This is a genomic window from Streptomyces sp. NBC_01092, assembly GCF_045039535.1.
Lineage (GTDB): Bacteria > Actinomycetota > Actinomycetes > Streptomycetales > Streptomycetaceae > Streptomyces.
The window spans coordinates 1,656,076-1,679,540 of the sequence record NZ_CP108659.1 but is presented as its reverse complement, the minus strand read 5'-3'; the positions used below and the strand labels follow the sequence as shown (position 1 = coordinate 1,679,540).

The 23,465-nt window shown below is 70.9% G+C and carries 20 protein-coding genes and 1 pseudogene; 7 read left to right on the top strand and 14 right to left on the bottom strand.

Annotated features, from left to right (window positions below; all coding sequences use genetic code 11):
* The first annotated feature begins 300 nt into the window (after nt 1-300).
* The gene (locus tag OG254_RS07300) at nt 301-885 is read left to right on the top strand and encodes an SUKH-4 family immunity protein (RefSeq protein ID WP_405578557.1); all 585 of its coding nucleotides are present in this window, start codon (nt 301-303) and stop codon (nt 883-885) included.
* 74 nt (nt 886-959) lie between these two features.
* Here the strand turns inward: OG254_RS07300 and OG254_RS07295 are convergent, their stop codons facing one another.
* The gene (locus tag OG254_RS07295; RefSeq protein WP_405578554.1) at nt 960-1,568 is read right to left on the bottom strand and encodes a TetR/AcrR family transcriptional regulator; all 609 of its coding nucleotides are present in this window, start codon (nt 1,566-1,568) and stop codon (nt 960-962) included.
* 101 nt (nt 1,569-1,669) lie between these two features.
* Here OG254_RS07295 and OG254_RS07290 point away from each other — a divergent pair, with 101 nt between their 5' ends.
* Nucleotides 1,670-2,107, top strand: coding sequence for a nuclear transport factor 2 family protein (locus OG254_RS07290; RefSeq protein ID WP_405578552.1), 438 nt, complete (start codon nt 1,670-1,672; stop codon nt 2,105-2,107).
* A complete protein-coding gene (locus OG254_RS07285; protein WP_405578549.1) occupies nt 2,104-2,961 on the top strand; it encodes an NmrA family NAD(P)-binding protein in 858 nt (285 codons plus the stop codon). The genes OG254_RS07290 and OG254_RS07285 overlap by 4 nt, the downstream gene beginning before the upstream one ends.
* 104 nt (nt 2,962-3,065) lie before the next feature.
* Here OG254_RS07285 and OG254_RS07280 read toward each other — a convergent pair whose 3' ends face one another.
* Complete coding sequence (locus tag OG254_RS07280) at nt 3,066-3,941, bottom strand: alpha/beta fold hydrolase (RefSeq protein WP_405578546.1); 876 nt, start codon at nt 3,939-3,941, stop codon at nt 3,066-3,068.
* Complete coding sequence (locus OG254_RS07275; protein WP_405578543.1) at nt 3,848-4,348, bottom strand: DinB family protein; 501 nt, start codon at nt 4,346-4,348, stop codon at nt 3,848-3,850. The genes OG254_RS07280 and OG254_RS07275 overlap by 94 nt, the downstream gene beginning before the upstream one ends.
* A 166-nt stretch (nt 4,349-4,514) precedes the next feature.
* On the opposite strand from OG254_RS07275, the pseudogene OG254_RS07270 reads away from it, so the two are divergent.
* Nucleotides 4,515-5,122: pseudogene (locus OG254_RS07270) on the top strand (XRE family transcriptional regulator).
* 328 nt (nt 5,123-5,450) lie between these two features.
* On the opposite strand, the gene OG254_RS07265 reads toward OG254_RS07270, so the two are convergent.
* Nucleotides 5,451-5,585: a hypothetical protein gene (locus tag OG254_RS07265; protein WP_405578541.1), complete on the bottom strand. Its 135-nt coding sequence runs from the start codon at nt 5,583-5,585 to the stop codon at nt 5,451-5,453.
* A 3-nt stretch (nt 5,586-5,588) separates the two neighbouring features.
* Here OG254_RS07265 and OG254_RS07260 point away from each other — a divergent pair, with 3 nt between their 5' ends.
* Nucleotides 5,589-6,224, top strand: a complete 636-nt coding sequence (locus OG254_RS07260; protein WP_405578538.1) for a hypothetical protein — start codon at nt 5,589-5,591, stop codon at nt 6,222-6,224.
* A gap of 142 nt (nt 6,225-6,366) precedes the next feature.
* Here the strand turns inward: OG254_RS07260 and OG254_RS07255 are convergent, their stop codons facing one another.
* From OG254_RS07255 to xylB, 7 genes are all read right to left on the bottom strand, one after another.
* Nucleotides 6,367-7,890 carry an aldehyde dehydrogenase family protein gene (locus OG254_RS07255; RefSeq protein WP_351194194.1) on the bottom strand — a complete coding sequence of 508 codons (1,524 nt, stop codon included), beginning with the start codon at nt 7,888-7,890 and terminating at the stop codon, nt 6,367-6,369.
* A 121-nt stretch (nt 7,891-8,011) separates the two neighbouring features.
* Nucleotides 8,012-9,289, bottom strand: a complete 1,278-nt coding sequence (locus tag OG254_RS07250; RefSeq protein ID WP_405578534.1) for a GAF domain-containing protein — start codon at nt 9,287-9,289, stop codon at nt 8,012-8,014.
* A 118-nt stretch (nt 9,290-9,407) separates the two neighbouring features.
* A complete protein-coding gene (locus OG254_RS07245; protein WP_405578531.1) occupies nt 9,408-10,007 on the bottom strand; it encodes an N-acetylmuramoyl-L-alanine amidase in 600 nt (199 codons plus the stop codon).
* 110 nt (nt 10,008-10,117) lie between these two features.
* Complete coding sequence (locus tag OG254_RS07240) at nt 10,118-11,128, bottom strand: acetamidase/formamidase family protein (protein ID WP_405578529.1); 1,011 nt, start codon at nt 11,126-11,128, stop codon at nt 10,118-10,120.
* Nucleotides 11,125-12,621 carry an APC family permease gene (locus OG254_RS07235; RefSeq protein ID WP_405578527.1) on the bottom strand — a complete coding sequence of 499 codons (1,497 nt, stop codon included), beginning with the start codon at nt 12,619-12,621 and terminating at the stop codon, nt 11,125-11,127. The genes OG254_RS07240 and OG254_RS07235 overlap by 4 nt, the downstream gene beginning before the upstream one ends.
* A 244-nt stretch (nt 12,622-12,865) precedes the next feature.
* Nucleotides 12,866-14,074 (bottom strand): ROK family protein, encoded by a 1,209-nt coding sequence (locus OG254_RS07230; protein ID WP_405578524.1) that lies wholly within the window; start codon nt 14,072-14,074, stop codon nt 12,866-12,868.
* A gap of 14 nt (nt 14,075-14,088) precedes the next feature.
* Nucleotides 14,089-15,534 (bottom strand): xylulokinase, encoded by a 1,446-nt coding sequence (xylB, locus tag OG254_RS07225; RefSeq protein WP_405578522.1) that lies wholly within the window; start codon nt 15,532-15,534, stop codon nt 14,089-14,091.
* Nucleotides 15,535-15,716: 182 nt separating this feature from the next.
* On the opposite strand from xylB, the gene xylA reads away from it, so the two are divergent.
* Nucleotides 15,717-16,883 (top strand): xylose isomerase, encoded by a 1,167-nt coding sequence (xylA, locus tag OG254_RS07220; protein WP_405578519.1) that lies wholly within the window; start codon nt 15,717-15,719, stop codon nt 16,881-16,883.
* Between the two features lie 517 nt (nt 16,884-17,400).
* A complete protein-coding gene (locus OG254_RS07215) occupies nt 17,401-17,637 on the top strand; it encodes a hypothetical protein (RefSeq protein WP_405578516.1) in 237 nt (78 codons plus the stop codon).
* Between the two features lie 88 nt (nt 17,638-17,725).
* On the opposite strand, the gene OG254_RS07210 is transcribed toward OG254_RS07215, so the two are convergent.
* The 3 genes from OG254_RS07210 to OG254_RS07200 all read right to left on the bottom strand — a co-directional run bounded on the left by OG254_RS07210 (nt 17,726) and on the right by OG254_RS07200 (nt 23,458).
* The gene (locus OG254_RS07210) at nt 17,726-19,072 is read right to left on the bottom strand and encodes an esterase-like activity of phytase family protein (RefSeq protein ID WP_405578514.1); all 1,347 of its coding nucleotides are present in this window, start codon (nt 19,070-19,072) and stop codon (nt 17,726-17,728) included.
* A 253-nt stretch (nt 19,073-19,325) separates the two neighbouring features.
* The gene (locus OG254_RS07205; protein WP_405578511.1) at nt 19,326-20,609 is read right to left on the bottom strand and encodes an SWF or SNF family helicase; all 1,284 of its coding nucleotides are present in this window, start codon (nt 20,607-20,609) and stop codon (nt 19,326-19,328) included.
* Entirely contained in the window at nt 20,606-23,458 is a 2,853-nt protein-coding gene (locus OG254_RS07200; RefSeq protein ID WP_405578508.1) for an SNF2-related protein, read from the bottom strand. Before OG254_RS07200 ends, OG254_RS07205 begins: the two co-directional genes overlap by 4 nt.
* Between the last annotated feature and the right edge of the window lie 7 nt (nt 23,459-23,465).

Below are 23,465 nucleotides of genomic sequence, written 5' to 3'. Positions count from 1 at the left end.
CCGGTCGCTACGACACCGAGAGCATCACCGGTCACAGGAGCCGCCGCAACCACTTGTGCCGGTTCTGTGACCCTGGAACCATCCCTGCCCTGTTGACCTGCGGCTTTGTGAGTGCCTGGGATGCCGTGGCAGGCCCTTGCGCCGCGGTACCGGGCGTTCCGGCCGCCCCGGACGAGCGTCCGGGTGGTCCATCGGGCTGTGGTCGAGGCCGTACATCACCCACCGCGCTCGCGCCCACCGGCCGTGCGATCGACTGAGCCCTCAGTGACTGTACGACACGCAACTCATGGGGGCCACGCGGTGAAGAGCGACGACATTCCGCCGAAGCCTGACGCGGTTTGGCTGGAAGAACGGTTCGGCGAAGGCTCGCTATGGCGACCGGACGAGGCCGCTCTGCCGGCCGAGCTCACCCACACCGAATCGAGGGAGTTCCTGCTCACGGTCGGCTTTCCCGTCGTCCACCTGGACCACGTAGGGATCGATACGAGGCACCTGCGGGACGAGGACGGGTGGGAACCCTTCGATGCCGACGAACTCTACGGGAGGCGCTATCCCGACGACGACTCACCGCCCAAGGACTTCTGCTTCACCATCGCCACTTGGTACGACCAGCACCTGATGCTCGACGCGGCGGACGGCGACCTCACACACTACGACCTCAACGGCTGGGACCACGGTGCCGGATGGCAGGGATACGCCGCCGGTTCTCTCCCCGAGCTGGCGCTACTCCTCGGGCTGATCGCCGAGTCGCGCAACGCGCTGGAATCGGACGACGCCGCCGCACGTGCGGCCGCCGTCACCGATCTCCGTGAGTGCATGACGATTGCGGATTGGTACGTGGATGACTCCAAGTTCTGGGACAAGATCTTCGAGCATCTGGGCTGAGGACGCGGCGGAATTCGATGCCGACGGGGCGGAACTCGATGCCTGCGTGTGTCCCTCGGCTGTCCCTGGGCCGATCAGCTCCGGCCGGAGGGATCCGGGTGAGAGGTCACGACCTTGCGGGCGTAGGTGGCCAGTTGGGCCCGTAGCCGCTCGCGCGATACGCCATCCTGGCCGGCCAGGCGCTCGACGAGGTCGGCCCGGATGGCGGCGAGCAGGGCGTGGGCGGTGAAGTCGGGGTCCGTCAGTCCGGGGATCTGCTCCAGCACGGACCGGAGCAGGCCGTGCCAGAGTCCGTAGTGCTCCGCCTGGTACGGGCTGGTACTCCCGCTCTCCTCCAAGGCCAGCACGAGGCGGCGGTTGTCGAGCTTGAAGCACAGGAGGGTGTCGAGCAGAGCGGGCACTCGCTCCTGCGGCGCGGTGGTGGGCCCGAGGGGCGGCGGGCCCACTTCCACGGCCTCGCGGACCGGCTCGAGCCGGTCCGCGTACAGCGCGCGGAGCAGCCCGGCGCGGTCGCCGAAGGCACGGAAGACGGTCCCCTTGCCGACCCCCGCCGCGGCCGCGATGTCGGCCATGGTGAGGTCTTCCGGGCTCTCGGAGCCGGCGAAAAGGCCGTCGGCGGCCTCCAGAACGGCCTGCCGGTTGCGGGCGGCGTCCTTGCGGGCTCTGCGCTCGGGCTCGGGCACGCGGTCTCTCCCATTCCACCGATTGAAAAACGGACCCCGAGTCCGTATCGTTGAAATCGAAGCGGACCCAGGGTCCGCATTCTACGAGACGGAGGATACCCATGTCCGTACCCGTATCGCTCCCTGCCGCGGATCTGTACCGCTACAGCCTGCGACTCCTGCTCGACAAGGACATCCCCAGCTGGATCGGCCTGTGGGCCGAGGACGGGGTCATGGAGTTCCCGTTCGCACCTCCCGGCTGGCCCGCACGGCTGGAGGGGAGGGAGGCGATCGCCGACTACATGCGCCCGTACCCCGACCACATCGACCTCCACGACTTCCCCGAGGCCGACCTGAGGATCCACCGGACCTCCGACCCGCAGACCATCGTGGTCGAGATGCGCGGCATCGGCAGGCAGGTGGAGACCGACCGCCCCTTCGACATGCGGTACATCGCCGTCGTCACCGTCGAGGAGGGCCGTTTCACCTCCTACCGTGACTACTGGAACCCGCTCGCCGTCCTCGAACCCGGCATCGACTTCACCGGGAGCAGCCGATGACGTCCACCGGCGCAACCTCTGTCATCGGCACCGCGCTCGTGATTGGTGCGACCGGGACGACCGGCAGCCGCACCGCCGCCCATCTGGCGGCCGCCGGTCACGCGGTCAAGGCGGCCAGCCGCAAGGCCTCGCCTGTGGCCGGAGCCGACCCCGTCCGCTTCGACTGGTACGGCCCCGACACCCACGCCGCAGCCCTCGACGGCGTCGACCGCGTCTACGTGATCCCACCCGTCGGCGACCCCGACCCCGCGGCGGTCGTCCTGCCCTTCCTGCGCCGGGCCCGGGCCGCCGGCGTGGGGCGCGCCGTGCTGCTCAGCGCCTCCGCCATCCCGGAGGGCGGGCCGGCCGTGGGGCTGGTGCACCAGGCACTGCCGGGCATCTTCGACGAGTGGGCGGTGCTGCGGCCGTCCTGGTTCATGCAGAACTTCACCGGCGAACACGTGCACGCCGCAGGCATCCGGACCGACGGCATCATCCGCACGGCCACCGGGAACGGCCGCGTCGGCTTCGTCGACGCCGAGGACATCGCAGCCGTGGCTGCCCATGCCCTGACCGACGTCCACGCCCCCAACACCGATCTCGTGCTCACGGGACCCGAGGCCCTCAGCTACGACGACATCGCCACGGTCATCACCGAGGCCACCGGCCGACCGGTGACCCACCGACCGCTGTCCTACGAGGAGATGCGCGACCGACTGGCCGCGCTGATGCCCGAAGAATTCGCCGCGATGCTGGCGGACATGGACCGGGCCATCGCCCAGGGAGCGGAGGACCGGGTCACCGACTCCGTCCAGCGCGTCACCGGACGGCCGGCGGGGAGCTTCCGGGGCTTTGTGGAGCGGGAGTTGTGCTAGTCCAGCCCGGCATCTGAGGGGTCGAGAGGTCGCCGTTGGGTGCCGATCCGCCCGCGATGCTCGGGCGGGCCCAGGCCGAATGCTCGCTGCGGCGTACGCATCACTCACCGGGCCGGCTTGCACTCCTCGGCGTAGTGGGCCAGCCCTTCCGCCATGCCCTGCATGAACTTCTGCAGGAAGCGCGGCATGACCCAGCCCAATAGCCGGCTCGTCTCGTACGTGCCGTACCAGTGGATGACCGTGCCGGAGCTCGCTGTCGGCTGCAGCTCGATGCGCGCGTGATAGTTGTGCATCGACGAATTGAATGCGTCTTTGTAGGCCAAGAGGCGTTGCTCGACCTTCTCCGTCAGCCGCTCTCCGGTCACGGTGCGTCCCGTCCGGAACGCCCGGACGGCACCGACACCGTCGTCGCCGCCGGGGTCGAGGTCGACCGACCGTGCCGTGTCCAGACTGTCCACCTTGGACCACAGCGGCCAACTTGAGGCGTCGACCAGCAGCTTCCAGACGACTTCCGGCGAGGCAGTGGTGGCCACTGTGACGTCGTATTCGTGCATGGTGAAGGGCTCCTGTGAGTGGAGGGGGGTGGCGTCCCCGGCCAAGAGGACGCGGTCGACGGGGAATTGACCGGCGTACTGGAATGCCACTGTGGCGCCGAGGTCGTGCCCGATGACACGGGCGTCACCCACCCCGAGCCGATCGGCGATCAGCGTGTGCACGTACCGTGCCAGGGTGGCATTGGCGTAGCCGGTCGGTGAGCCGGTGCTGTCACCCAGTCCGGGAAGGTCGACGGCGTAGACGGTGTGGTGCCTGGCGAGTTCCGGCATGATCGGCCACCAGCCGTACCAGGTCTGTGGCCGGCCATGTATTCCCGTCCTGGCGATGGTGGTCAGCGACCGGTCGCGCCGTCGATGAGTTCGCGGAGGATGTCCGCGTGGCCCGCGTGCCGGCCGGTCTCCTCGATCATGTGGGTGAGTGCCCAACGGGTGCTGGGAGCGGGGCGGTCCGGCTGCGGTCGGGGAACCGGCGCGCCGAGATCGGGGCACCCGTCGAGAACGTCGTCCGCGCGCTTGACCGCGTCCCGATAGCGAGCGACGACATCGGCCACGCTGTCCGCCGGTGCGGCTTGGAATGTCGCCTGCCAGTCGGTGATGTCGTCCCCGAGGAACATCGCGCGCTCCACGAAAGTCAGGTGGTTGAGCAGGCCGAGCAGGTTCGTGCCTGACGGCACTGCCGCTGTTCGCACCTGCGGTTCGCCGGCGCCCTCGACCTTCGCAGCGATCGAGGTCCGGAGGTAGTTGAGGAACCCGCGCAGGACCTCGGTCTCGCTGCTTCCGGTCCGGGGCGGCGGGGTGTCGCGGCGGCGCTTGCGGCGCGTGGTGCTGGGCACCGTGGTCTCCCTTCAGGTCGATACCCGCGGCGACTTACCGCGGGCTCGGGGTTGCAGGTGCCGGGATCCTGGTGCTCATCAAGGCTCCCTGCGTCGGTATGCACAGAGTCTTGCCAGGCACCCCACGACCTGGCACGAAATCTTGCGGTTTCGGCAAGGTGGCCTGATGGAACGCAAGACGGACGACGAAGTGCTCGGCGCGGTGGGGCCGCGCCTTCGTGCGCTGCGTCGTGCGCGCGGCATCACCCTCGCCGACCTCGCGGCGACGACTGGCGTGTCGGAGAGCACTCTGTCCCGGCTGGAGAGCGGGCAGCGTCGGCCGAGCCTGGAATTGCTGCTGCCGCTGGCCCGTACCTATGACGTCCCGTTGGACGACCTCGTGGGCGCCCCGCGCCATGGCGACCCCCGGATACACCTCAAGCCGATTCTGCGGTTCGGGATGACGTTCGTGCCCCTGTCCCGGCGACCGGGCGGGGTGCACGCGTTCAAGATGACCTTCCCGGCCCGCCGGAACCACTCGAACCGACCCCGCAGACACACGAAGGCTTCGAATGGCTCTACGTGCTGGGCGGACGCCTGCGGCTCGTGATCGGCGAGCGCGACCTGACGCTGCCGCCGGGTGAGGCAGCCGAGTTCGACACGTCCTTGCCCCACTGGCTGGGCAGCGCCGACGGCGGCGTGGTTGAGCTTCTCATCCTGTTCGGCCTGCAAGGGGTGCGAGCGCACGTACGCACCGACCCTCATCGATCGCCGCAGGCGGGGAGTCGGCGGTGAGATCAGCGGGCGCCGCGAAGGGCGCCTGACGGGCACAGGTAGTCGGAACCGTCTTCTGGCGTCCACGTGGTCCAAGTCGGGAGCGTTTGGCCTGGTCAGGGACTTATGGTTCAGGAGAGTCCACGCTGTTGGTGACGCCCGCGCGACAGGTGTGATCGATGTGGACCCCCGTCGGCTTGATCCGGCGAGGGTCTCTGCGTACCGGGACTGGCGCGGTTGCGCGGTGGTCGACGGGGTTTACTCTGCCCCGGTTACAGTTCTGGGCTGAGAAAATGGGCGGCTGTCGAGAACCCTGAGCGCGTGCCATCGAAGTTGAGCGGTATGCGGGTCAGCGCCCCCGCAACAGGAGGTGGAGCACTGCCGCCACGGCGACACCGACGACGAGGGCGAAGCCGAACGGCGGGTGCTCGAAGGCGAAGAACGGGCCGGTCCCGGGCCGCGCCACACCGGAGAACGGAGACACGCAGTGAGTTCCGGCGGGATCACATGGATAGCCGACGGGGACATCTCCTGGCTCGGCTACTACATCAAGCTGGCCCGGGGTCTGACCGGCGAACAGCTCGCCGCCCGCCTCGCCGCTCCCGGCGGCCCCGTACCGGTCCAGGCCACCACCGGGCCGCAGGCCGAAGCGCTCATCGACGGACTCGACGCGGAGCGCGGCGACGCCGACAGCATCGCCGTCCGCTACGGCGACCACGCCGGCCTGGGCTTCGCCATTGCCTACGGCTACTGGCCGTCCGTCCTCGGGCCCGCGCACCACGACGGGACATCCCGAGACGGGGTCCACGTCTTCGAGCTTTACTACGAGAAGCAGAACCCGAAGGTCCCGCCACCCGCATTCGCCTACTTCCAGGATGACCAGTATGTGTGCGGCTTCGATATGTACATGCACACCTGGTCGCAGGAGATCACCGGCCCCGGCGCCGACCTCATCCGCGCTGACATCGTCGCGGCCGGAATCCCGGAGGAGGGGGAGAGGGACACGGCGCACCGTGCCTCGCTCGCCGTTCTGGAGCAGCGCTTCGAACTGGCGCTGCCGCGTGATCTGATCCTCGACGCGTCACTGCCCACTGCGCTCGTCAGAGGGCAGCAGCCGCGATGAGCCGTCCCCGTGATCGCAGGCGGCACCCCAGCGCTCCAGTTGGTTCGGGGTGGGTGCGCGCCCACTAGACGTCTTGATGTTCGGGTTACCGTGTCGGGTTGCCTGGAGTGCAACGCTGCCTCCAGGCAACCGACTTCACGCTCTAGAAGAACCCAAGCTTCTTCGGACCGTATGAAACAAGAAGGTTCTTGGTCTGCTGGTAGTGCTCCAGCATCATCTTGTGCGTCTCACGGCCGATGCCCGATCCCTTGTAGCCGCCGAACGCCGCGTGTGCCGGGTACGCGTGGTAGCAGTTCGTCCACACGCGGCCCGCCTGGATCGCGCGGCCCGCGCGGTACGCGGTGTTGATGTCCCGCGTCCACACGCCCGCCCCGAGGCCGTACAGCGTGTCGTTGGCGATCTTGATGGCGTCGTCGAAGTCGTCGAAGGACGTCACCGAGACGACCGGCCCGAAGATCTCCTCCTGGAAGATCCGCATGCGGTTGTCGCCCTCGAAGATGGTCGGCTGGACGTAGTAGCCGCCCTTCAACTCGCCGTCGTGCTCAATGCGTTCGCCACCCGTGAGAATCCGGGCGCCTTCCTGCCGGCCGATGTCGAGGTAGGAGAGGATCTTCTCCAACTGGTCGTTGGAGGCCTGGGCGCCGATCATCGTGTCCGTGTCGAGCGGGTGGCCGGTCTTGATCTGCTCGGTCCGGGCAGTCGCCGCCTCCATGAACTCGGCGTAGTGGCCCCGCTGGACCAGCGCCCGGGATGGGCACGTGCACACTTCGCCCTGGTTGAGCGCGAACATCGTGAACCCCTCGAGCGCCTTGTCCCGGAAGTCGTCGTTCGCCGCCCAGACGTCGTCGAAGAAGATGTTCGGGGACTTGCCGCCGAGTTCGAGGGTGACCGGGGTGATGTTCTCGGAGGCGTACTGCATGATCAGCCGGCCGGTCGTCGTCTCACCGGTGAACGCCACTTTGGCCACCCGGGGGCTGGATGCCAGCGGCTTGCCCGCCTCCACACCGAAGCCGTTCACGATGTTGAGCACGCCTGGCGGAAGCAGATCGGCGACCAGACTCAGCCAGTAGTGGATGGACGCCGGGGTCTGCTCGGCCGGCTTGAGCACGACCGCGTTGCCCGCCGCCAGCGCCGGAGCGAGTTTCCACGTCGCCATGAGGATCGGGAAGTTCCACGGGATGATCTGCGCGACCACGCCCAACGGCTCATGGAAGTGGTACGCCACCGTGTCGTCGTCGAGCTCGCCGAGTGACCCCTCCTGCGCCCTGATCGCGCCCGCGAAGTAGCGGAAGTGGTCGATGGCCAGCGGAATGTCCGCCGCCAGCGTCTCCCGTACCGGCTTGCCGTTCTCCCAGCTCTCGGCGACGGCCAGCTTCTCCAGGTTCGCCTCCATCCGGTCGGCGATCTTCAGCAGGACGTCGCCGCGCTCGGTCACTGACGTCCGGCCCCACGCCGGGGCGGCCGCGTGCGCCGCGTCCAACGCCCGCTCCACGTCCTCCGCCGTGCCCCGCGCGATCTCGGTGAACGGCTGCCCATTCACCGGCGTCGGGTTCTCGAAGTACTGCCCCCGGATCGGCGGCACGTACTCACCGCCGATGAAGTGGTCGTAGCGCGCCTGGTAGGAGACGATCGCACCCTCGGTGCCGGGCGCCGCGTAACGGGTCATACTGCTCTGCCTCCCGAAAAAGCGCTGCCCGCCGTTGGGCAGCTCTCCGCGCGAGGCTAGGAACGGCGAGGTTGCAAGTACGTTGCGTGCGCCGGGGGTTCCATGAGTGCCGGTGGATCGGTCAGCGTATCGGGCGGCGCTCCCAGGCGGGCGGTGCCGTGAGTTCGGACTCCAGCGCGGCCAGCCGCGACCGCACCGCCGACGTCGGACGCACGACAGCGAGCGCCCGCCATATGTCGAGGTCGTCCTCGCCCCACGGGGCGTGCGCCCAGTCGGCCAACAGGTCGGGGTCGCGGCGGGCGATCAGCGCCGTGCGCAGGCCGTCGGCGAGCAGCCGCCTGAGTCGCACCACCGCGGGTGCCTGGGAGCCGGGCAGCAGCGGCCCCGCGTACATCGCAGCCGCGGCCGTGATCGCGCCCGTCTCCAGGCGGCGCTCGACGACCGACACATCCGACTCGACCGGAACCGTGAGCCGGTACGGCCGCGAGGCGAGCAGGCCGGGCCCGAGTATCCGGCGCAGCCGAGCCAGTTCCGCCCGCAGGGTCACGGGCGTGACCGACTCGTCCTCATACAACGCGCACAGCAACTCGTCACCCGTCAGCCCCTCCGGGTGGCGGGCCAGGAGTACCAGGATCTCGCTGTGCCGGCGACTGAGCCGGACGCGGCGGCCACCGACGCGCAGCGTCGCCTCGTCGCGGCCCAGCGCCGACAGCTCTGGTCTGTCCGCGGCGGGCAACTGCGGAGCGAGCAGCGCCAGATGGGACTCCGCGGCACGCGCCACCGCCTGCACGAACCCCAGACTGTGCGGATGCGCGAGCCCGTCACCGCCGGTGATGTCCACCGCGCCGAGCACCCGCCCGGTCCGCGGATCGTGCACCGGCGCCGCCGCACAGGTCCAGGGCTGCACCTGGCGGATGAAGTGCTCGGCCGCGAACACCTGCACTGGCCGGTCCACGGCGACCGCCGTACCCGGCGCGTTCGTCCCGACCGCGCTCTCCGCCCACCGCGCACCCGGCACGAAGTTCATGTGCCCTGCCCTGCGCCGGGTCGTCGCATCGCCCTCCACCCACAGCAGCCTGCCGTGCTCGTCGCACACCGCGAGCAGATGCTCCCCGTCGGCGGCGAACGTGCCCAGCAGCTCCCGGAACAGCGGCATCACCCGTGCCAGCGGATGCTCCGCGCGATAGGCGCCGAGATCGCCGTCCGCGAGTTCCACGCACGCCGTGCCGTCCGGACCGACACCGGCCCGAGCGGAGCGCCGCCACGAGTCGGCCACCACGGCACGCACCGGCTTCGGCACGGTGCCCACCTCGGTGAACGTCTCATGCGCGCGGCGCAGCGCGCGTACGCGCTCGGCAGGGTCGGCCCCCGGTTCGAGAGCCACCCACGGATCGGTCAACTCGCCTCCCCGGAAAGCAATGCGGCTGGGGACATCGTCACTCCGGGTACGCGCGCGGACAACCTTTTCGACGAGGGGCACCCGAACGACGGGCGCATGGGCGCAGATGTGCGAGCCCTCAGGCGGCGTTGACCAGGCGTATGTAGCGCGTCCAGTCCCAGTGCGGACCGGGATCGGTGTGGTCGGTGCCGGGCACCTCGTGGTGCCCGATGATGTGCTCCCGGTCCTTGGGTATGCCGTACCTGGCGCAGATCACCGCCGTGAGGCGGGCGGACGTCTCGTACAGGACGTCGGTGAAGTACTCGGGCTGGTCGACCCAGCCCTCGTGCTCGATGCCGATGCTGCGCATGTTGTGGTCCCAGTCCCCGGCGTGCCAGGCGATGTCGGCCTCGCGAACGCACTGGGTGGTGTGCCCGTCGGCCGACCGGACGACGTAGTGGGCGGACACCTGCTTCTTGGGGTTTTCGAAGACGAACAGGGTCTTGGGGTAGCCGGTCTGTGTCACGTGGATGATCACGCGATCGACGGGATGGGACGTAGGACGGTTCGCCACCGTGTAGTTGGCGGTGCTCGCCGGCTGCCACTCGGCGAGCGGGTAGTCCGGCCCCGGGACATGGGCTCCGGCCCGCCATTCGGGGAGCAGGGCGTACGGGACGGCGGCGAGGGCGGTGCCTTGCAGGATCCGCCGTCGGGTGAGGCGTGGTGTTGCGCGTTCCAAGAGGGGATTGCCTTTCAGCGTTGGGTGATTGATCGTCGGGCCGGACGCCGGACGCCGGACGCCGGACGCCGGACGCCGGACGCCGGACGCCGGACGCCGGACGCCGGCGCTCAGCGCAGCGTTGCTGCCGTCTCCCGCAGCCGCGCGTGCACACCGCGGTGAGTCTCGCCCGCCGGCAGCCACTGTTTGCGGATCTTGGCCACGCACGTGTAGTTGGTGTCGCACACGTTGGCCAGCGGTGACTCGACGGCCTGGGTCGCGAACTGGTACGCGTCCAGCTCACTGAACCCGTAGTCGCGCACGAGCCACTGCACCAGGTCGAGCTGGGATATCCGGAACGCGTCCTCCAACGGCCGTGCCGAGCCCGTCGAGATGATGTGCGTGTCCGACTCGATGCGCGGCCACGGTGTGGCGAGTCCCTTGAGCAGCTCGACGATCACCACGGTGTTCATCGCGCACTCGACCGCGACCCCACAGGTCTCGCCCTCTCCCTGCCGGGCGTGCCCGTCGCCGAGGCTGAGCAGCGCGCCCTCGACGTTCACCCCGAGGTAGCAGGTGACGCCCGCCCGCATCTCCGGCGTGTCCATGTTCCCGCCGTGTGCGTCGGGCACAAGCGCCGAGCGCACCTCCAGATTGGCGGGAGCCACCCCGACGGTGCCGTGCATCGGGTCCATGGGCAGCTCGGCCTCGATGTCACTGTCGTGGGCCCGGAACAACGCCGTACGTCGGTCCCGGTCGAGCTGCCAGATCCAGACGGTCTCCGGCAGGGGCGGCTGGAGCGTGGCCGTGGTGTGCGTCGAGGTGAGTGCGCCGAACAACGGAACCGTGGTCGACGCCGCCCAGTCCCGGGCCGGTTCGATCGACACGAAGTGCACTGCGACCGTGTCACCGGGCTCCGCGCCCTCGATGTGGAAGGGCCCCGTCTGCGGGTTGAGGTACGGGAACTCGCACACCTCGGACACCAGGTCCTTCTCCGACCGCACCCGTCCGGCGAAGCAGTCCTCGGTGTACAGGTCGAGGACCGTGCCGGGCGCGATGCGCGCCACGGGCGGTGCGCCGCCGAACGTCCAGGCGTACTCGCCGGGTTCGGGTCGCACCGTCAGGATCCGGGGGTCGCTCATGGCTGCACTGCTCCGTTCTGCGGAAGGCCGGTGGGGGAGGGGTCGTCGAGATGGACACGGGCGGTCTCGGCTATGCGCCCGGGATGGCGCCGCATCAGCACGACCAGCACCACGACCCCGGTCACCATCCACACCCCGACCACCGACCCCGCGTACGACACGGGCGCGGTCAGCTCGGAGACGAAGTCGAAGACGGGCAGCCCCGCCGCGGTGAGTAGCGCGGGCACGAACGCGATGATGCCCAGGAGGGGCAGAAGCAGATGCCGCACGGGCTTGAGCGCCTCACGCCTGCGGCGCAGGAAGTAACCGGCACAGGCGAGGTTCACCATGATGTACACGCCGATCACGACCGTGACGATGACCGTGGCCAGCAGCAGGAACGCCGTGACGGGATCGTAGGCGAACCCCAGCCCCAGCGCGGCTCCGACCGCGACGACGCCCTGCACGGCGATACCGGCGACGGGCGAGCGGTACTTGGGGTGCAGTATCGCCAGGAAGCGGGGCAGGACGCGGATGCGGGCGAGGGCGAACGCGGTCCGGGTGAAGACGTTGGCACACGCGTTGGCGTTGGCGATGGCCGAGTTCACCACGGCCAGGAACACCAGCACCCAGAACACTCCGAACGACGCCCGGGCCACACCCTCCCAGGAGGCGGCACCGGACGCGCCGAACTCCTCGAAGCGGTCCGGGCCGTAGTACACGCTCATGGCGTAGGTGGTGAGCACGTAGAACAGGCCGATGGCGAGGGCCGAGCCCAGCACCGCGCGGTGCATCGTGCGGCGTGGGTCCCGCGTCTCCTCGGCCAGCGGGGCCGCGGCCTCGAACCCGGCGAACGCGAGCACCGTGTAGACCGACCCGGCGAACACGCCGCTGACGCCCCCATAGCCCTCGGCGGTGTGCGACGTCCCGAACACCGACAGCGTGTTGTCCCCGCCCGCCTTGCCGATCAGCCAGATGGCGAACACCAGCAGGACGAGCACCTCGAAGACACCGAGGACCGTGCCGAACCGCGCCGAGGCACGCACCCCCAAATACCCGGAGACAGCTATGACCGCGGCACCCGCGAGCGCCCACGGCCACCACAGGTCCGCCGGATAGGAGGACCACTCCTGATGCAGCGTGCCCGCCGTGGTGAAGCCCAGTTGCAGCAGGAGCAGAGCCGGGATCAACGCCTCGACGAACACATAGCCCCAGCCCACGAGGAAGCCGATGGCGGGATGCAGCCCCTGTGCCACGTACGTGGACACCGAGCCCGCGGCCGGCAGCTCCCGCGCCAGCTCGGCGACACACGACGCCGTGAACAGGCAGGCCACCAATGCGATCAGCACCGACAGCGGCAGGCTCCCGCCCGCGAACGCCGCGCCCGACGGAATGGACGCCGCGACTGCCGCGGCCGGCGCCATCGCCGTGATGCTCTGGAACAGGACCTCGCGCAATCCGATCGCGTCGCGCCGCAACCCCGTGGCTCCGAGCTCCGCAGTTTCCCCCGACATGTGAATCCCCCTCATTCACGCCGATGCGCCACGCGTCGTCGGGACCCGACGGCTGCGCCTCGCGTGAATCACGGTACGGCGCTGGCGGGTTGGGCAGAAGAGCACGCCGGGTTTCCGTGGACAGCCGCGGTCTTGTGGATAACTCCCTCACTCACACGAGTGAACTCGCCCTGGAGCAAGGCCTGTTCGAGTCCTGAGAGCAGGCCCGTCCGAGGCCTGGATCAAGCCCTCCCGACGCCTGCGATCAGCCCCGCTCCGCCACCACCACCGGATCGTCCAGCACCCCGCGCACCACGGAGTGCGCAGCCCCCAGCAACGGCCCCTCGGGCCCCAGCCGAGACACCGACACCGGGCACGCCGGCCCCGCGGTGCGCCGGTCGAGCTCGGCCTCCAGCGACGGCAGCAACCAGGGCGCGAGCCCGGCCAGCGCGCCGCCCAGCACCACGCTCTCGGGGTCCAGCAGATTGACCGCGCCCGTCAGCGCGATACCGAGCGCCGTTCCCGCGTCCCGCAGAGCGCGCCGTACGTCCTCGTCGCCCTCCGCGGCACGCCTGGCCAGCAGCCCGACGCGGTCCTCACCGGGCTCCAGCCCCGCCGCCCGCAGCACTGCCTCCTCGCCGGCGTACTGCTCCAGACATCCGCGCCCCCCGCACGGGCACTCGGGGCCGTACGGCTCGACGGGCACATGGCCCAACTCGCCCGCGAAACCACGCGTTCCACGCAGCAGCATCCCGTCCACCACGACCGCGGCACCGATGCCGATCTCCGCCGACACGTGCAGGAAGTCACGCGGGGTGCCGTCACCGAGCCAGAGTTCGGCGAGGCCGCCGAAGTCGGCCTCGTTGCCCACGGTCAGCGGGAAGTCCGTCCGGAGCAGGTCGGCCAGGTCCGTGTCGCGCCAGTCGAGGTTGGGGGCGCGCACGACCGTACGGGCGTCGCGCGCCACGAGACCCGGCACGGCGACCGCCAGGCCGGCGGGCCAGAGCCCCTCGCGCTCGGCCTCGGCGACGACCCGGCGCACCAGCTCGTCGAGTTCCTCGACCACCGGTTCGGGGTCCCGGCCTCGGTTCGCGCCGTGCCGTACGGCCCTGGACCGCACCTCGCCACGCAGATCGACCGCGCACACGGCGAGATGGTCGACGCCGATCTCCGCGCCTATCCCGGCCGGACCGCGCCCGCTGACGGCGAGCGCCGACCCGGGGCGGCCCACCCGGCCGGGCCGCTCGGGACCGAGTTCCTCCAGCAGCCCCGAGCGGATCAGCTCGTCGACGAGAGTGGACACCGCCGCACGCGTCAGCCCGATACGGGAGGCGACGGCGGCCCGGGAGAGCGGACCCTCGGCGCTGACGGTGTGCATCACCAGGGCGAGATTGCGGCGGCGCATGCCCTGCTGCGTGTTGGGCAGCGCGCGCCCGGCGCCTGTCGGGTGGGCCTCGTGCAGCGGTGCGGTCATGCCTCCGTCAGTCCTCAGTGAGCTTCGGTGGCCCGCGCCAGTAGCGGGGCCGCGTCGGAGAGTACCCCGCTGATCCTGGCCAGCGTCTCCTCGTCCCGCTCCACGGCGTCCAGGACCGGCCCGCGCGCGGTGTTCCAGCGCCGGGCCACCGCGGCCGGATCCTCGCCGGTCAGCAGGCCCGCGGCCTGGGCGGCCGCGCCGAGCGCGACCAGTTCCTTGGCCTCGGGGACCTGCACCGGGCGCCCCGACAGCCGTCGTACGGTCTGCTGCCAGGCGGTGCCCCGGGCGCCGCCGCCGATCAGCAGCAGCGGGGCGGATCGATCCGCGTCGTCGTCCAGGACCAGGTCCAGGGCGCCGAGCAGCGCGTGCACGGCACCGTCGTAGGCGGCTTGGAGGAGCTGGCCTGCGGTGGTGTCGTGGCGCAGGCCGTGCAGGATGCCGGAGGCGTTCGGCAGGTTCGGCGTGCGCTCGCCGTCCAGGTAGGGCAGGAGTGTGAGGGCGGTGGTGGGTTCCACGGCCTCGCGGTCGAGGCCCAGCAGGGTCGCGAGACGGTCGACGGCCAGGGTGCAGTTCAGGGTGCAGGCCAGCGGCAGCCAGTCGCCGTGCGCGTCGGCGAAGCCCGCCACGGTGCCGGTCGGGTCGGCAGGGCGCCGCTCGGACACGGCGTACACCGTGCCGGACGTACCCAGGCTCAGCACGGGCGTGCCCGGCCGCAGGCCGAGGCCCAGCGCGGCGGCGGCGTTGTCCCCGGTGCCGGGCGCGACCAGGGTGCCCTTGGAGAACGGCAGGTCGTGGCTGTCACGGACGGTGCCCGCGATCTCACCGGGCCGGACCACGCGGGGCAGCATCGCCGGGTCGAGCCCCACGTGCGCGAGGATCTCCTCGTCGTACGACTCCGTCCCGGACGCCCACCAGCCCGTGCCGGAGACGTCGCCGCGGTCGGTGGTGCCCTGTCCCGTGAGGCGTTCGGTCAGGTAGTCGTGGGGGAGGCGTACGGCCTGGGTGGCGCGGACGGACTCGGGCTCGTTCTCGGCGAGCCAGGCCCACTTCGTGACCGTGAAGGATGCGGCCGGAACCGAGCCCGTGCGCTCGGCCCAGAACTTCGCGCCGCCCAGCTCCTCGGTCAGCCGGCGGGCCTGCGGGGCCGAGCGCACGTCGTTCCAGAGCAGCGCCGGACGTACCGGCTCGCCCCGGCCGTCCAGCGTGACCAGGCCGTGCTGCTGCCCGCCGATCGACACCGCGGCGGCCTCGTGAGCGGCGTCGCCGCACTGGCGCAGCGCCTCGCACAGGGCTTCCCACCACTGGCGCGGGTCGCTCTCGCGGCCGGCCCCTGAGGACACCGTGTGCGCTGCCTGGCCGCTCGCGACGACCTGCCCGGTCGAGGCGTCGACGACCAGCGCCTTCGTGGACTGCGTGGACGTGTCCACGCCGACGACGAGCGGACCCTCGGCTGCTGACATCGGGCTCTCCCTTTTCCGCGGCTCTGCGGGTCGAAGCGATCAGGCGACAAGGACGTGGGTGACTACGTGGGTGACGAAGACATCGGGTGACAAAGACATCTTGTCTCTTCCCAGGGATGCGAGCGCATACTAATTTGTAAACGGCCATGACGAAATAGTCGTACGCACCAAGGAGCCGCGGCATGAGCTACCAGCCCACCCCCGAAGACAGGTTCACCTTCGGCCTGTGGACCGTCGGCTGGCAGGGACGGGACCCCTTCGGCGACGCCACCCGCCGTGCCCTCGACCCGGTCGAGACGGTGCAGCGCCTGGCCGAGCTCGGCGCCCACGGCGTCACCTTCCACGACGACGACCTGATTCCCTTCGGGTCCTCCGACACCGAGCGCGAGGGGCACATCAAGCGCTTCCGCGAGGCGCTCGACGCGACCGGCATGGCCGTTCCGATGGCCACCACCAACCTCTTCACGCACCCCGTCTTCAAGGACGGCGCGTTCGCGGCCAACGACCGCGACGTGCGCCGTTACGCCCTGCGCAAGACGATCCGCAACATCGACCTGGCCGCCGAGCTGGGTGCCAGGACGTACGTCGCCTGGGGCGGCCGCGAGGGCGCGGAGTCCGGAGCCGCCAAGGACGTGCGCGCGGCTCTCGACCGCATGAAGGAGGCCTTCGACCTCCTCGGCGAGTACGTCATCTCCCAGGGCTACGACCTGCGCTTCGCGATCGAGCCCAAGCCGAACGAGCCGCGCGGCGACATCCTGCTCCCCACGGTCGGCCACGCGCTGGCGTTCATCGAGCGCCTGGAGCGCCCCGAGCTGTACGGCGTCAACCCCGAGGTCGGCCACGAGCAGATGGCCGGACTCAACTTCCCGCACGGCATCGCGCAGGCGCTGTGGGCGGGCAAGCTCTTCCACATCGACCTCAACGGCCAGTCCGGTATCAAGTACGACCAGGACCTGCGCTTCGGCGCCGGCGACCTGCGTGCCGCCTTCTGGCTGGTCGACCTCCTGGAGAGCGCCGGCTACGCCGGGCCGCGCCACTTCGACTTCAAGCCGCCGCGGACCGAGGACCTCGACGGGGTGTGGGCGTCGGCCGCGGGCTGCATGCGCAACTACCTCATCCTGAAGGAGCGTTCGGCCGCCTTCCGCGCAGACCCGGAGGTCCAGGAGTCCCTGCGTGCCTCGCGGCTGAACGAACTGGCTCAGCCGACGGCCGCCGACGGCCTCAAGACGCTGCTCGCCGACCGCACGGCCTTCGAGGAGTTCGACGTCGAGGCGGTCGCCGCGCGCGGGATGGCCTTCGAGCGTCTCGACCAGCTGGCCATGGACCACCTTCTGGGTGCCCGCGGCTGAGACCACGCGCGCGTGCCCGACCGCGTGTGACCGCAGGTCGACAGACCCGGTCACACGCGGAACGGCTCGATGATCGCTCTGGGCGCGGAATGTTCCGGAATCATGCAATCCATGGCTTGAACCCGTATTAACTCCAACGTGGGGGTCGCGCCCCGACCCGGACGCGGCGACTCTGGACGGTATGGCCATGCCGCCCGTACCTCCTCAGCCGCCAGGACCGCCGGGTGACACGCCGCCTCCGGGCGGCGGTTTCGGACCGCCTCCCGAGGGCTTCGGCCCAGGGCAGGGGGCGGGAGGGAGCCATGGGACCACAGAGGGCCATGGGTCCACAGGCGGTTTCGGGGCGACCGGGGGTTATGGGACCCCGGGAGGCTACGGACCCCCTCCGGGCGACAACGACCCGCCCTCGTACGGCGGTTGGCCCCCTCCGGAGCAGCCGGACGGAGGCGGCGGACCGGGCCGACGGCGCAATCCCCTCCTCATCCTGCTCGCCGCGATCGTGGTCGTCGGAGCCGTCGTGGCCGTGGTTCTGACGTTCTCGGGCAGCGACGACTCGCCCGACGAGAACCCGCCCGCACAGAGCAGCACGAGCGGTTCACCCAGGCCGTCCTTCAGTATCCCGACCGAGCTGCCCAGCAAGCTGCCGAGCGAACTTCCGACGTCCCTGCCGTCGGGCTTCCCCACCGAACTGCCGAGCGGCCTTCCGAGCGACCTGGAGTCGCTGCTCCCGTCACTGGCGGACGAACTGCCCTAGGGCATGCAGCGGGGAGCGGCACGCGCGCGTACCGCTCCCCGGCGGCCACGCACACGTGCCGCTGCGAACCAGGTGCCCTGATCGGCCGTCAGATGCCGTGCGGCAGCCGCACGTAGACCACGGACGTCTCGATACCGCTGTCGACGAGCCGGCCCTGGGCGTCGAACGCGTCCGCGCCGTCCGTCATCCCGAAGTCGTTGTCGTTGATCAGGGCCAGCGTGTCGCGGTCCACGCGCGCGACGCCCTCGATCTTCCCGGGCACACCGGCGACCTTGCCCAGGTCGACGACCAGCCGCTTGGACAGCACCGGCACGCCCGACGCCGCAGGGTCGTCGAGCTGTTCCAGCGACGGGGACGTCGTGGCGTCGTCCCAGCGGCTGCCGAGGATGTTCGCCGCACGGTCCAGACGCACGAGCTGGAGCCGCGCGGCCTTGTCGGTGCGCTCCTCGACCAGCAGCCGGTTCCCGCCCACGGCCACGACCGACGAGATCTTCAGCTCGGAGGTGTCGTCCTCGCTCGGGTCCACCACGTTCACCGGGTCGAAGCGGTACGCGTACTCCGCGGTGACCGCCTTCTTCTTCGGCGAGAAGCGCAGAAGCCGCGTGGTGCGCGACGCCTCGCCGGCATCCTTGTCCGGCAGGGAGAGCGGGCTCTGCACGGCGATCACCAGGTCGCCGCAGGGCAGTTGGGCGAGCCCCTCGAAGCCGCGGTTGATCTTCCGGTTCAGCAGGACGGAGGGCAGCGCCTCCACGACCCGGTAGTCCGCGCCGGTAAGGCCGAGGCCCTCGGGCACATAGCGCGTGAGGACCTTCCCGCGCGCGGACACGTGCACGAGGGAGGGCCCGTACTCGTCGACGAGCCAGAAACTCCCGTCGGCGGCCCGCACGATGCCCTCGGTGTCCAGCGCGTTGGGGTTGTACGTCAGAGGAGTCCGCGCGTCATACGTGTACGGCGCCTCGTCGCGCCCCTTCTGGTTCGACAGCCCGGTGACGGGCTTGCCGGACGCGGTCGTGATCGGGATCGCGTCGAGCACCTTCACGGTGTCTCCCGTCACCCGGATCTTCACGATCGCCGGGTCGAAGCCCGGCACGGGGAAGGTACGGCGCTTCGTGCCGTCCACCTTGATCTGGCCGTTCGGACCGCGGTCGGTGACCGTCCAGAACTCGCCCTTGCGGCCGGCAGGGTAGATGTCGCTGCCTATGCCGCCCAGGTCGACGCCCCGGTCGTTGTCCACGCTGCCGGGCAGCAACGCGTTACTGAACGCGCCGAGCGGGATGTCGCCGAGCGTGGCCGTACGCACGACGTGCGCGTCGACCTGCCCGTCCCCGGCGCCGATGGCGGGCCCGGCGGCCACGAGCGCCGCGATCACGGCGAGGGGGACGCCCCCGGCGACGAAACGGTGGGCGCGGCGCCGGCCTGTGGCGTGCGGGGACATTCGGGCCTCCTGAGGACCAAGTTCGCTGACAGCGGCCAGATTTGGAGCCCGCGAGGAACGCCATGCGACCGCAGGGTGAACGCGGAACGACGGGCGCTCGTCGAGCCGAAGTGGCCGTCAGCGAACTGGCCCGGCAGACACGCCCGTTCGCCCGGCGCCACTTGGCGGGATGACAGCCGACGCTTCGGTCTGCCCCTCAACCGGGCCTGCCCCACCACTGGCGATCACCCCTCCTGCCCCACCACAGGCCGTCCTACGGCTGCTCCTCGTCCGCGTACCGCACCGCGGCCAACGCCGTCGCCGGATCCTGCGTCGGACCTCCCGCGGGCATCCAGCGGCCCCGTTCCTTGCGGTACGGCCACCAGCGTCCGTCCCGGCCGAGGCGCAGCTGACCGGGCGCACCCACGACTGTCCACCGGTTGCCCTTCGCCCGCAGAGCCGGCCGTTCCTCCTCGTCCCAGGCCGACTCCAGGGCGGCACGCGCGCGTGCGAGCGATTCGCCCTCCACGGTCCACTCCTCGTCGAGCACGGACAGTGCGGCGACACCGCCGAGGTGCCAGGCGCGTACGCCCGCCGTCAGCCCCTCCCGGCCGCGCCCCGAACCGTCGGCCAGCCGCTCGGCCACGCCCGCGTGGGGGGAGCCGGCGGCAAGGCGGACCGCGTCCTGACCGAGCCGCAACTCCGTTTCGGTGAAGTGCTGTTCCGGATCTGCCCGCAGCGCTTCCGCGAGCAGACGGTGTGCCTCCGCCGCGGTGCGGGCAGCCAGGAACTCCAGCGCGGCCGGGTCGACGCCGGGTTCGGGAGGGGTCTCGGTGTCCAGGGACGGCGGTACTCCCGGCTCGGCGGGCAGTTCCGGGAGCGCGGGCAGCGGAGGCAGGATGCCGCCCGTCGCATACGCCTCCGCGGCGTCCACGCCGTCCGGCTCGAACCGTTCGGACGGTGCGGGTCGGCTGGGGACGGGGGCGGCGCTGCGGGCCTGGAGGTCGTCCAGGAGGGCGCGTTCGCTCCGTCCGCGCATCAGCAGCAGGATGAAGGGATCCTGGTCCAGCAGGCGTGCCACCTGGTAGCAGAGGGCCGCCGTGTGCCCGCAGTGGTCCCAGGCGCCGCAGCCGCACTCCGGCTCCAGATCGCCCATGCCCGGCAGCAGTTCGATACCCGTGGCGGCCGCGTCCTCCACCAGGTGCGGCGGCATCTCGCGGTCCAGCAGCGCGGCCACGTGCCCGGCCCGCTCCACCGCCGTGTCCAGGAACCGGTCCCACTGGTCCGCGGTCAGCTCCTCCAGCAGCACGTCGGCCCGGTGAGCCGTACGGTCGCGCCCCTGCACCACGGCCGTGATGCGCCCCGGGCGTACCGACACCGCACCGACCGCTCCGGCGCGCGCGAGCCTGCGGCCCGCCTTGAGCTGCCCGGAATCCAGCGCCGTCTCCTCAAGCGCCCTGAGCCAGGCCTGACCCCACCACGTCTGCGCGAACCCCCTTCCGTGCGCGGGCGCCAGCGCCGCGAACGTCCGCTCGAAGTCACCGTCGTACCGAGTCATCGCGCGCCCCCTCGCAGTTCCACCAGATCGGCCAGCTCCGCGTCCGTCAGCTCCGTGAGCCCCGCCTCGCCCGCGCCGAGCACCGCGTCGGCGAGCTCCCGTTTGCGGTTCAGCATGTCGGCGATGCGGTCCTCGATCGTTCCCTCGGCGATCAGCCGGTGCACCTGCACGGGCCGGGTCTGGCCGATGCGGTACGCGCGGTCGGTGGCCTGCGCCTCGACGGCGGGGTTCCACCAGCGGTCGTAGTGCACGACGTGTTCCGCGCGGGTGAGGTTCAGGCCGGTGCCCGCAGCCTTCAACGACAGCAGGAAGACGGGCACTTCACCACTCTGGAAGCGCTCCACCAGGGCCTCGCGCTCGGCGACGGGCGTGCCGCCGTGCAGGAACTGCGAGGGCACACCGCGAGCGGCCAGATGCTGTTCGACGATGCGTCCCATCTGCACGTACTGCGTGAAGATCAACACGCTCGCGTCCTCGGCGAGGATGGTGTCGAGTAGTTCGTCCAGCAGTTCCAGCTTCCCCGAGCGCCCGTTGATCCTCGGTCGCTCCTCCTTCAGGTACTGCGCCGGGTGGTTGCAGATCTGCTTCAGGCCCGTCAGGAGCTTCACGACCAGGCCGCGTCGCGCCATGCTGTCCGCTTCGGAGATCGCCGCCAGAGTCTCGCGGACCACGGCCTCGTACAGGCCCGCCTGTTCAGCGGTGAGGGACACGGCACGATCGGTCTCCGTCTTCGGCGGGAGCTCCGGCGCGATGCCCGGGTCCGACTTGCGTCGGCGCAGCAGGAACGGGCGTACGAGCCGGGTGAGCCGTTCCGCGGCGGCCGGGTCCTGCCCACCCTCGACGGCCTGGGCGTAGCGCGTGCGGAACGTGCCGAGACGGCCGAGCAGGCCCGGGGTCGTCCAGTCGAGGATCGCCCACAGTTCGGACAGGTTGTTCTCCACCGGGGTGCCGGTGAGCGCCACACGCGCGTGTGCGCCGATCGAACGCAGCTCCCGCGCGGTCGCCGAGTAGGGGTTCTTCACATGCTGGGCCTCGTCCGCCACGACCATGCCCCACGGCACTGCCGCCAGCCGGCGCGCGTCCAGGCGCATCGTGCCGTACGTGGTGAGCACGAACTCCCCGTCCGCCACCGAGTCCAGGTCGCGCCGCGCCCCGTGGAAGCGGCGCACGCGCGTGCCGGGCGCGAACTTCTCGATCTCCCGCTGCCAGTTGCCCATCAGGGACGTCGGACACACCACCAGCGTCGGACCGGCGCAGGAGGCGTCGGACTGCCGGTGAAGATGCAGCGCGATCAGCGTGATCGTCTTGCCGAGTCCCATGTCGTCGGCCAGGCAGCAGCCCAGGCCCAGGGATGTCATCCGGGCCAGCCAGCTCAGGCCCCGACGCTGGTAGTCCCGCAGTGTGGCCGCGAGCTCGGCCGGCTGGCCCACCGGCTCCTGCGCCTCGGGGTCGGCCAGGCGCTCGCGCAGTGCCGCCAGCCAGCCCGTGGGCCGGACTTCGACCTGGCGGCCGTCCACCTCGGTGGAGCCCGTCAGAGCGGCGCTCAGCGCGTCGACGGGCGTCACCTTGCGGTCCTGCTGCGCGCGGGCGCGGCGCACCTCCTGAGGGTCGACGAGGACCCACTGACCGCGCAGCCGCACCACCGGGCGATTCGCCTCCGCCAAGCGGTCCAGCTCCTCACGCGTGAGCCGCTGGTCGCCCAGCGCGAACCACCAGTTGAACGCGAGCAGAGCGTCGGCGGACAGGAAGGACGGCGTGTCGGACGAGAGCCTGCCTGGCGCGGACTCGTCGTCCGGCGGACCGATCACCGCGCGGGCGGTCAGTTCGCGCGCGAGCTGCTTCGGCCAGTGCACGTCCACGCCGGCACCGGCGAGGGTCCGAGCGCCCTCCCCCAAGAGGTCGGTCACCTCCTCGTCGGCGAGGTCCACGGCGTCCGGTACGGCAGCCGACAGCAGCGGCGTGAGCGGAGCCCAGGCCCGCGCGGCGCGACGCAGCGCCAGCAGGGCGTCCATCCGCGTGCGTGGGCCGAAGGCATCGGATCCCGCCCACACGTCGGCGGCGTCCGCGACCAGCGTCGGGTCACTCACGCTGTGCACCTGGAGCACCGCCCGGAACGACAGTGCGGCGTCGTCCTGTACCGCCTCGGCGAGACCGGGGACCTCTAGCCGCAGGGAGAGCCGTACGCCCGCGTCGTGGCCCGCGGCGACATCGGCGGCCCACGCGCGCAGCGCGGGCGCGTGCTGCGGCTCCTGTGCCGCGTAAGCGGGCCCTCCTGTCACAAGCGTGGCAGCGGGGGAGCGGGGAAGAGTGTCGGCGACCGCGTCCAGGAATGCCCGTACCAGCCGCTCCGGATCCGCCAGCCTCAGCGGCTCCACGCCGTCCAGCGGCACCGCGTGCGCTTCGGGCGGCATGGCCGCGGCGAGGGCGCGGACGCGTTCCACGTCCTCCGGGCGCAGGGGACCGGCGCGCCAGGCGTCGTGGTCGTCCGACGACAGCCCAGGCAACAATAGTCCGCGTGCGACGAGTTGCAGGGCCAGCACGGTGGCGGAGCCCCAGAAGACGCCCGCTCGGTGCGCCTCGGTGGCGGTACGCGCACGCGTGAGCGCGGGCAGGGCGGCACGCAGCGGGAGCAGAACCGCCGGCACGCTCACCAGTTCCACACCGTCCTCGCCGGGCAGGACGACGTCCAGAGCTTCGACGGATCCGGACGCGACGAGCGGAACGGCGCCGCCGTCAGCTCGCCAGAACGCGACCCGGCCGGTGCGCGCAGGATCGCCGGGTACGAAGACCGCGCAGCACCGGGCCAGTTCGGAGATCTCGGACGGTGTCGCCTCGGGAAGCCTCGGCACAGCTCTG

Coding starts and splice junctions, on each gene's coding strand:
- OG254_RS07230 (WP_405578524.1), bottom strand. CDS start 14,074: ATGACCGCACCGCTGCACGAGGCCCACCCGACAGGCGCCGGGCGCGCG.
- OG254_RS07290 (WP_405578552.1), top strand. CDS start 1,670: ATGTCCGTACCCGTATCGCTCCCTGCCGCGGATCTGTACCGCTACAGC.
- OG254_RS07235 (WP_405578527.1), bottom strand. CDS start 12,621: ATGTCGGGGGAAACTGCGGAGCTCGGAGCCACGGGGTTGCGGCGCGAC.
- OG254_RS07210 (WP_405578514.1), bottom strand. CDS start 19,072: ATGTCCCCGCACGCCACAGGCCGGCGCCGCGCCCACCGTTTCGTCGCC.
- OG254_RS07255 (WP_351194194.1), bottom strand. CDS start 7,890: ATGACCCGTTACGCGGCGCCCGGCACCGAGGGTGCGATCGTCTCCTAC.
- OG254_RS07285 (WP_405578549.1), top strand. CDS start 2,104: ATGACGTCCACCGGCGCAACCTCTGTCATCGGCACCGCGCTCGTGATT.
- xylA (WP_405578519.1), top strand. CDS start 15,717: ATGAGCTACCAGCCCACCCCCGAAGACAGGTTCACCTTCGGCCTGTGG.
- OG254_RS07240 (WP_405578529.1), bottom strand. CDS start 11,128: ATGAGCGACCCCCGGATCCTGACGGTGCGACCCGAACCCGGCGAGTAC.
- xylB (WP_405578522.1), bottom strand. CDS start 15,534: ATGTCAGCAGCCGAGGGTCCGCTCGTCGTCGGCGTGGACACGTCCACG.
- OG254_RS07205 (WP_405578511.1), bottom strand. CDS start 20,609: ATGACTCGGTACGACGGTGACTTCGAGCGGACGTTCGCGGCGCTGGCG.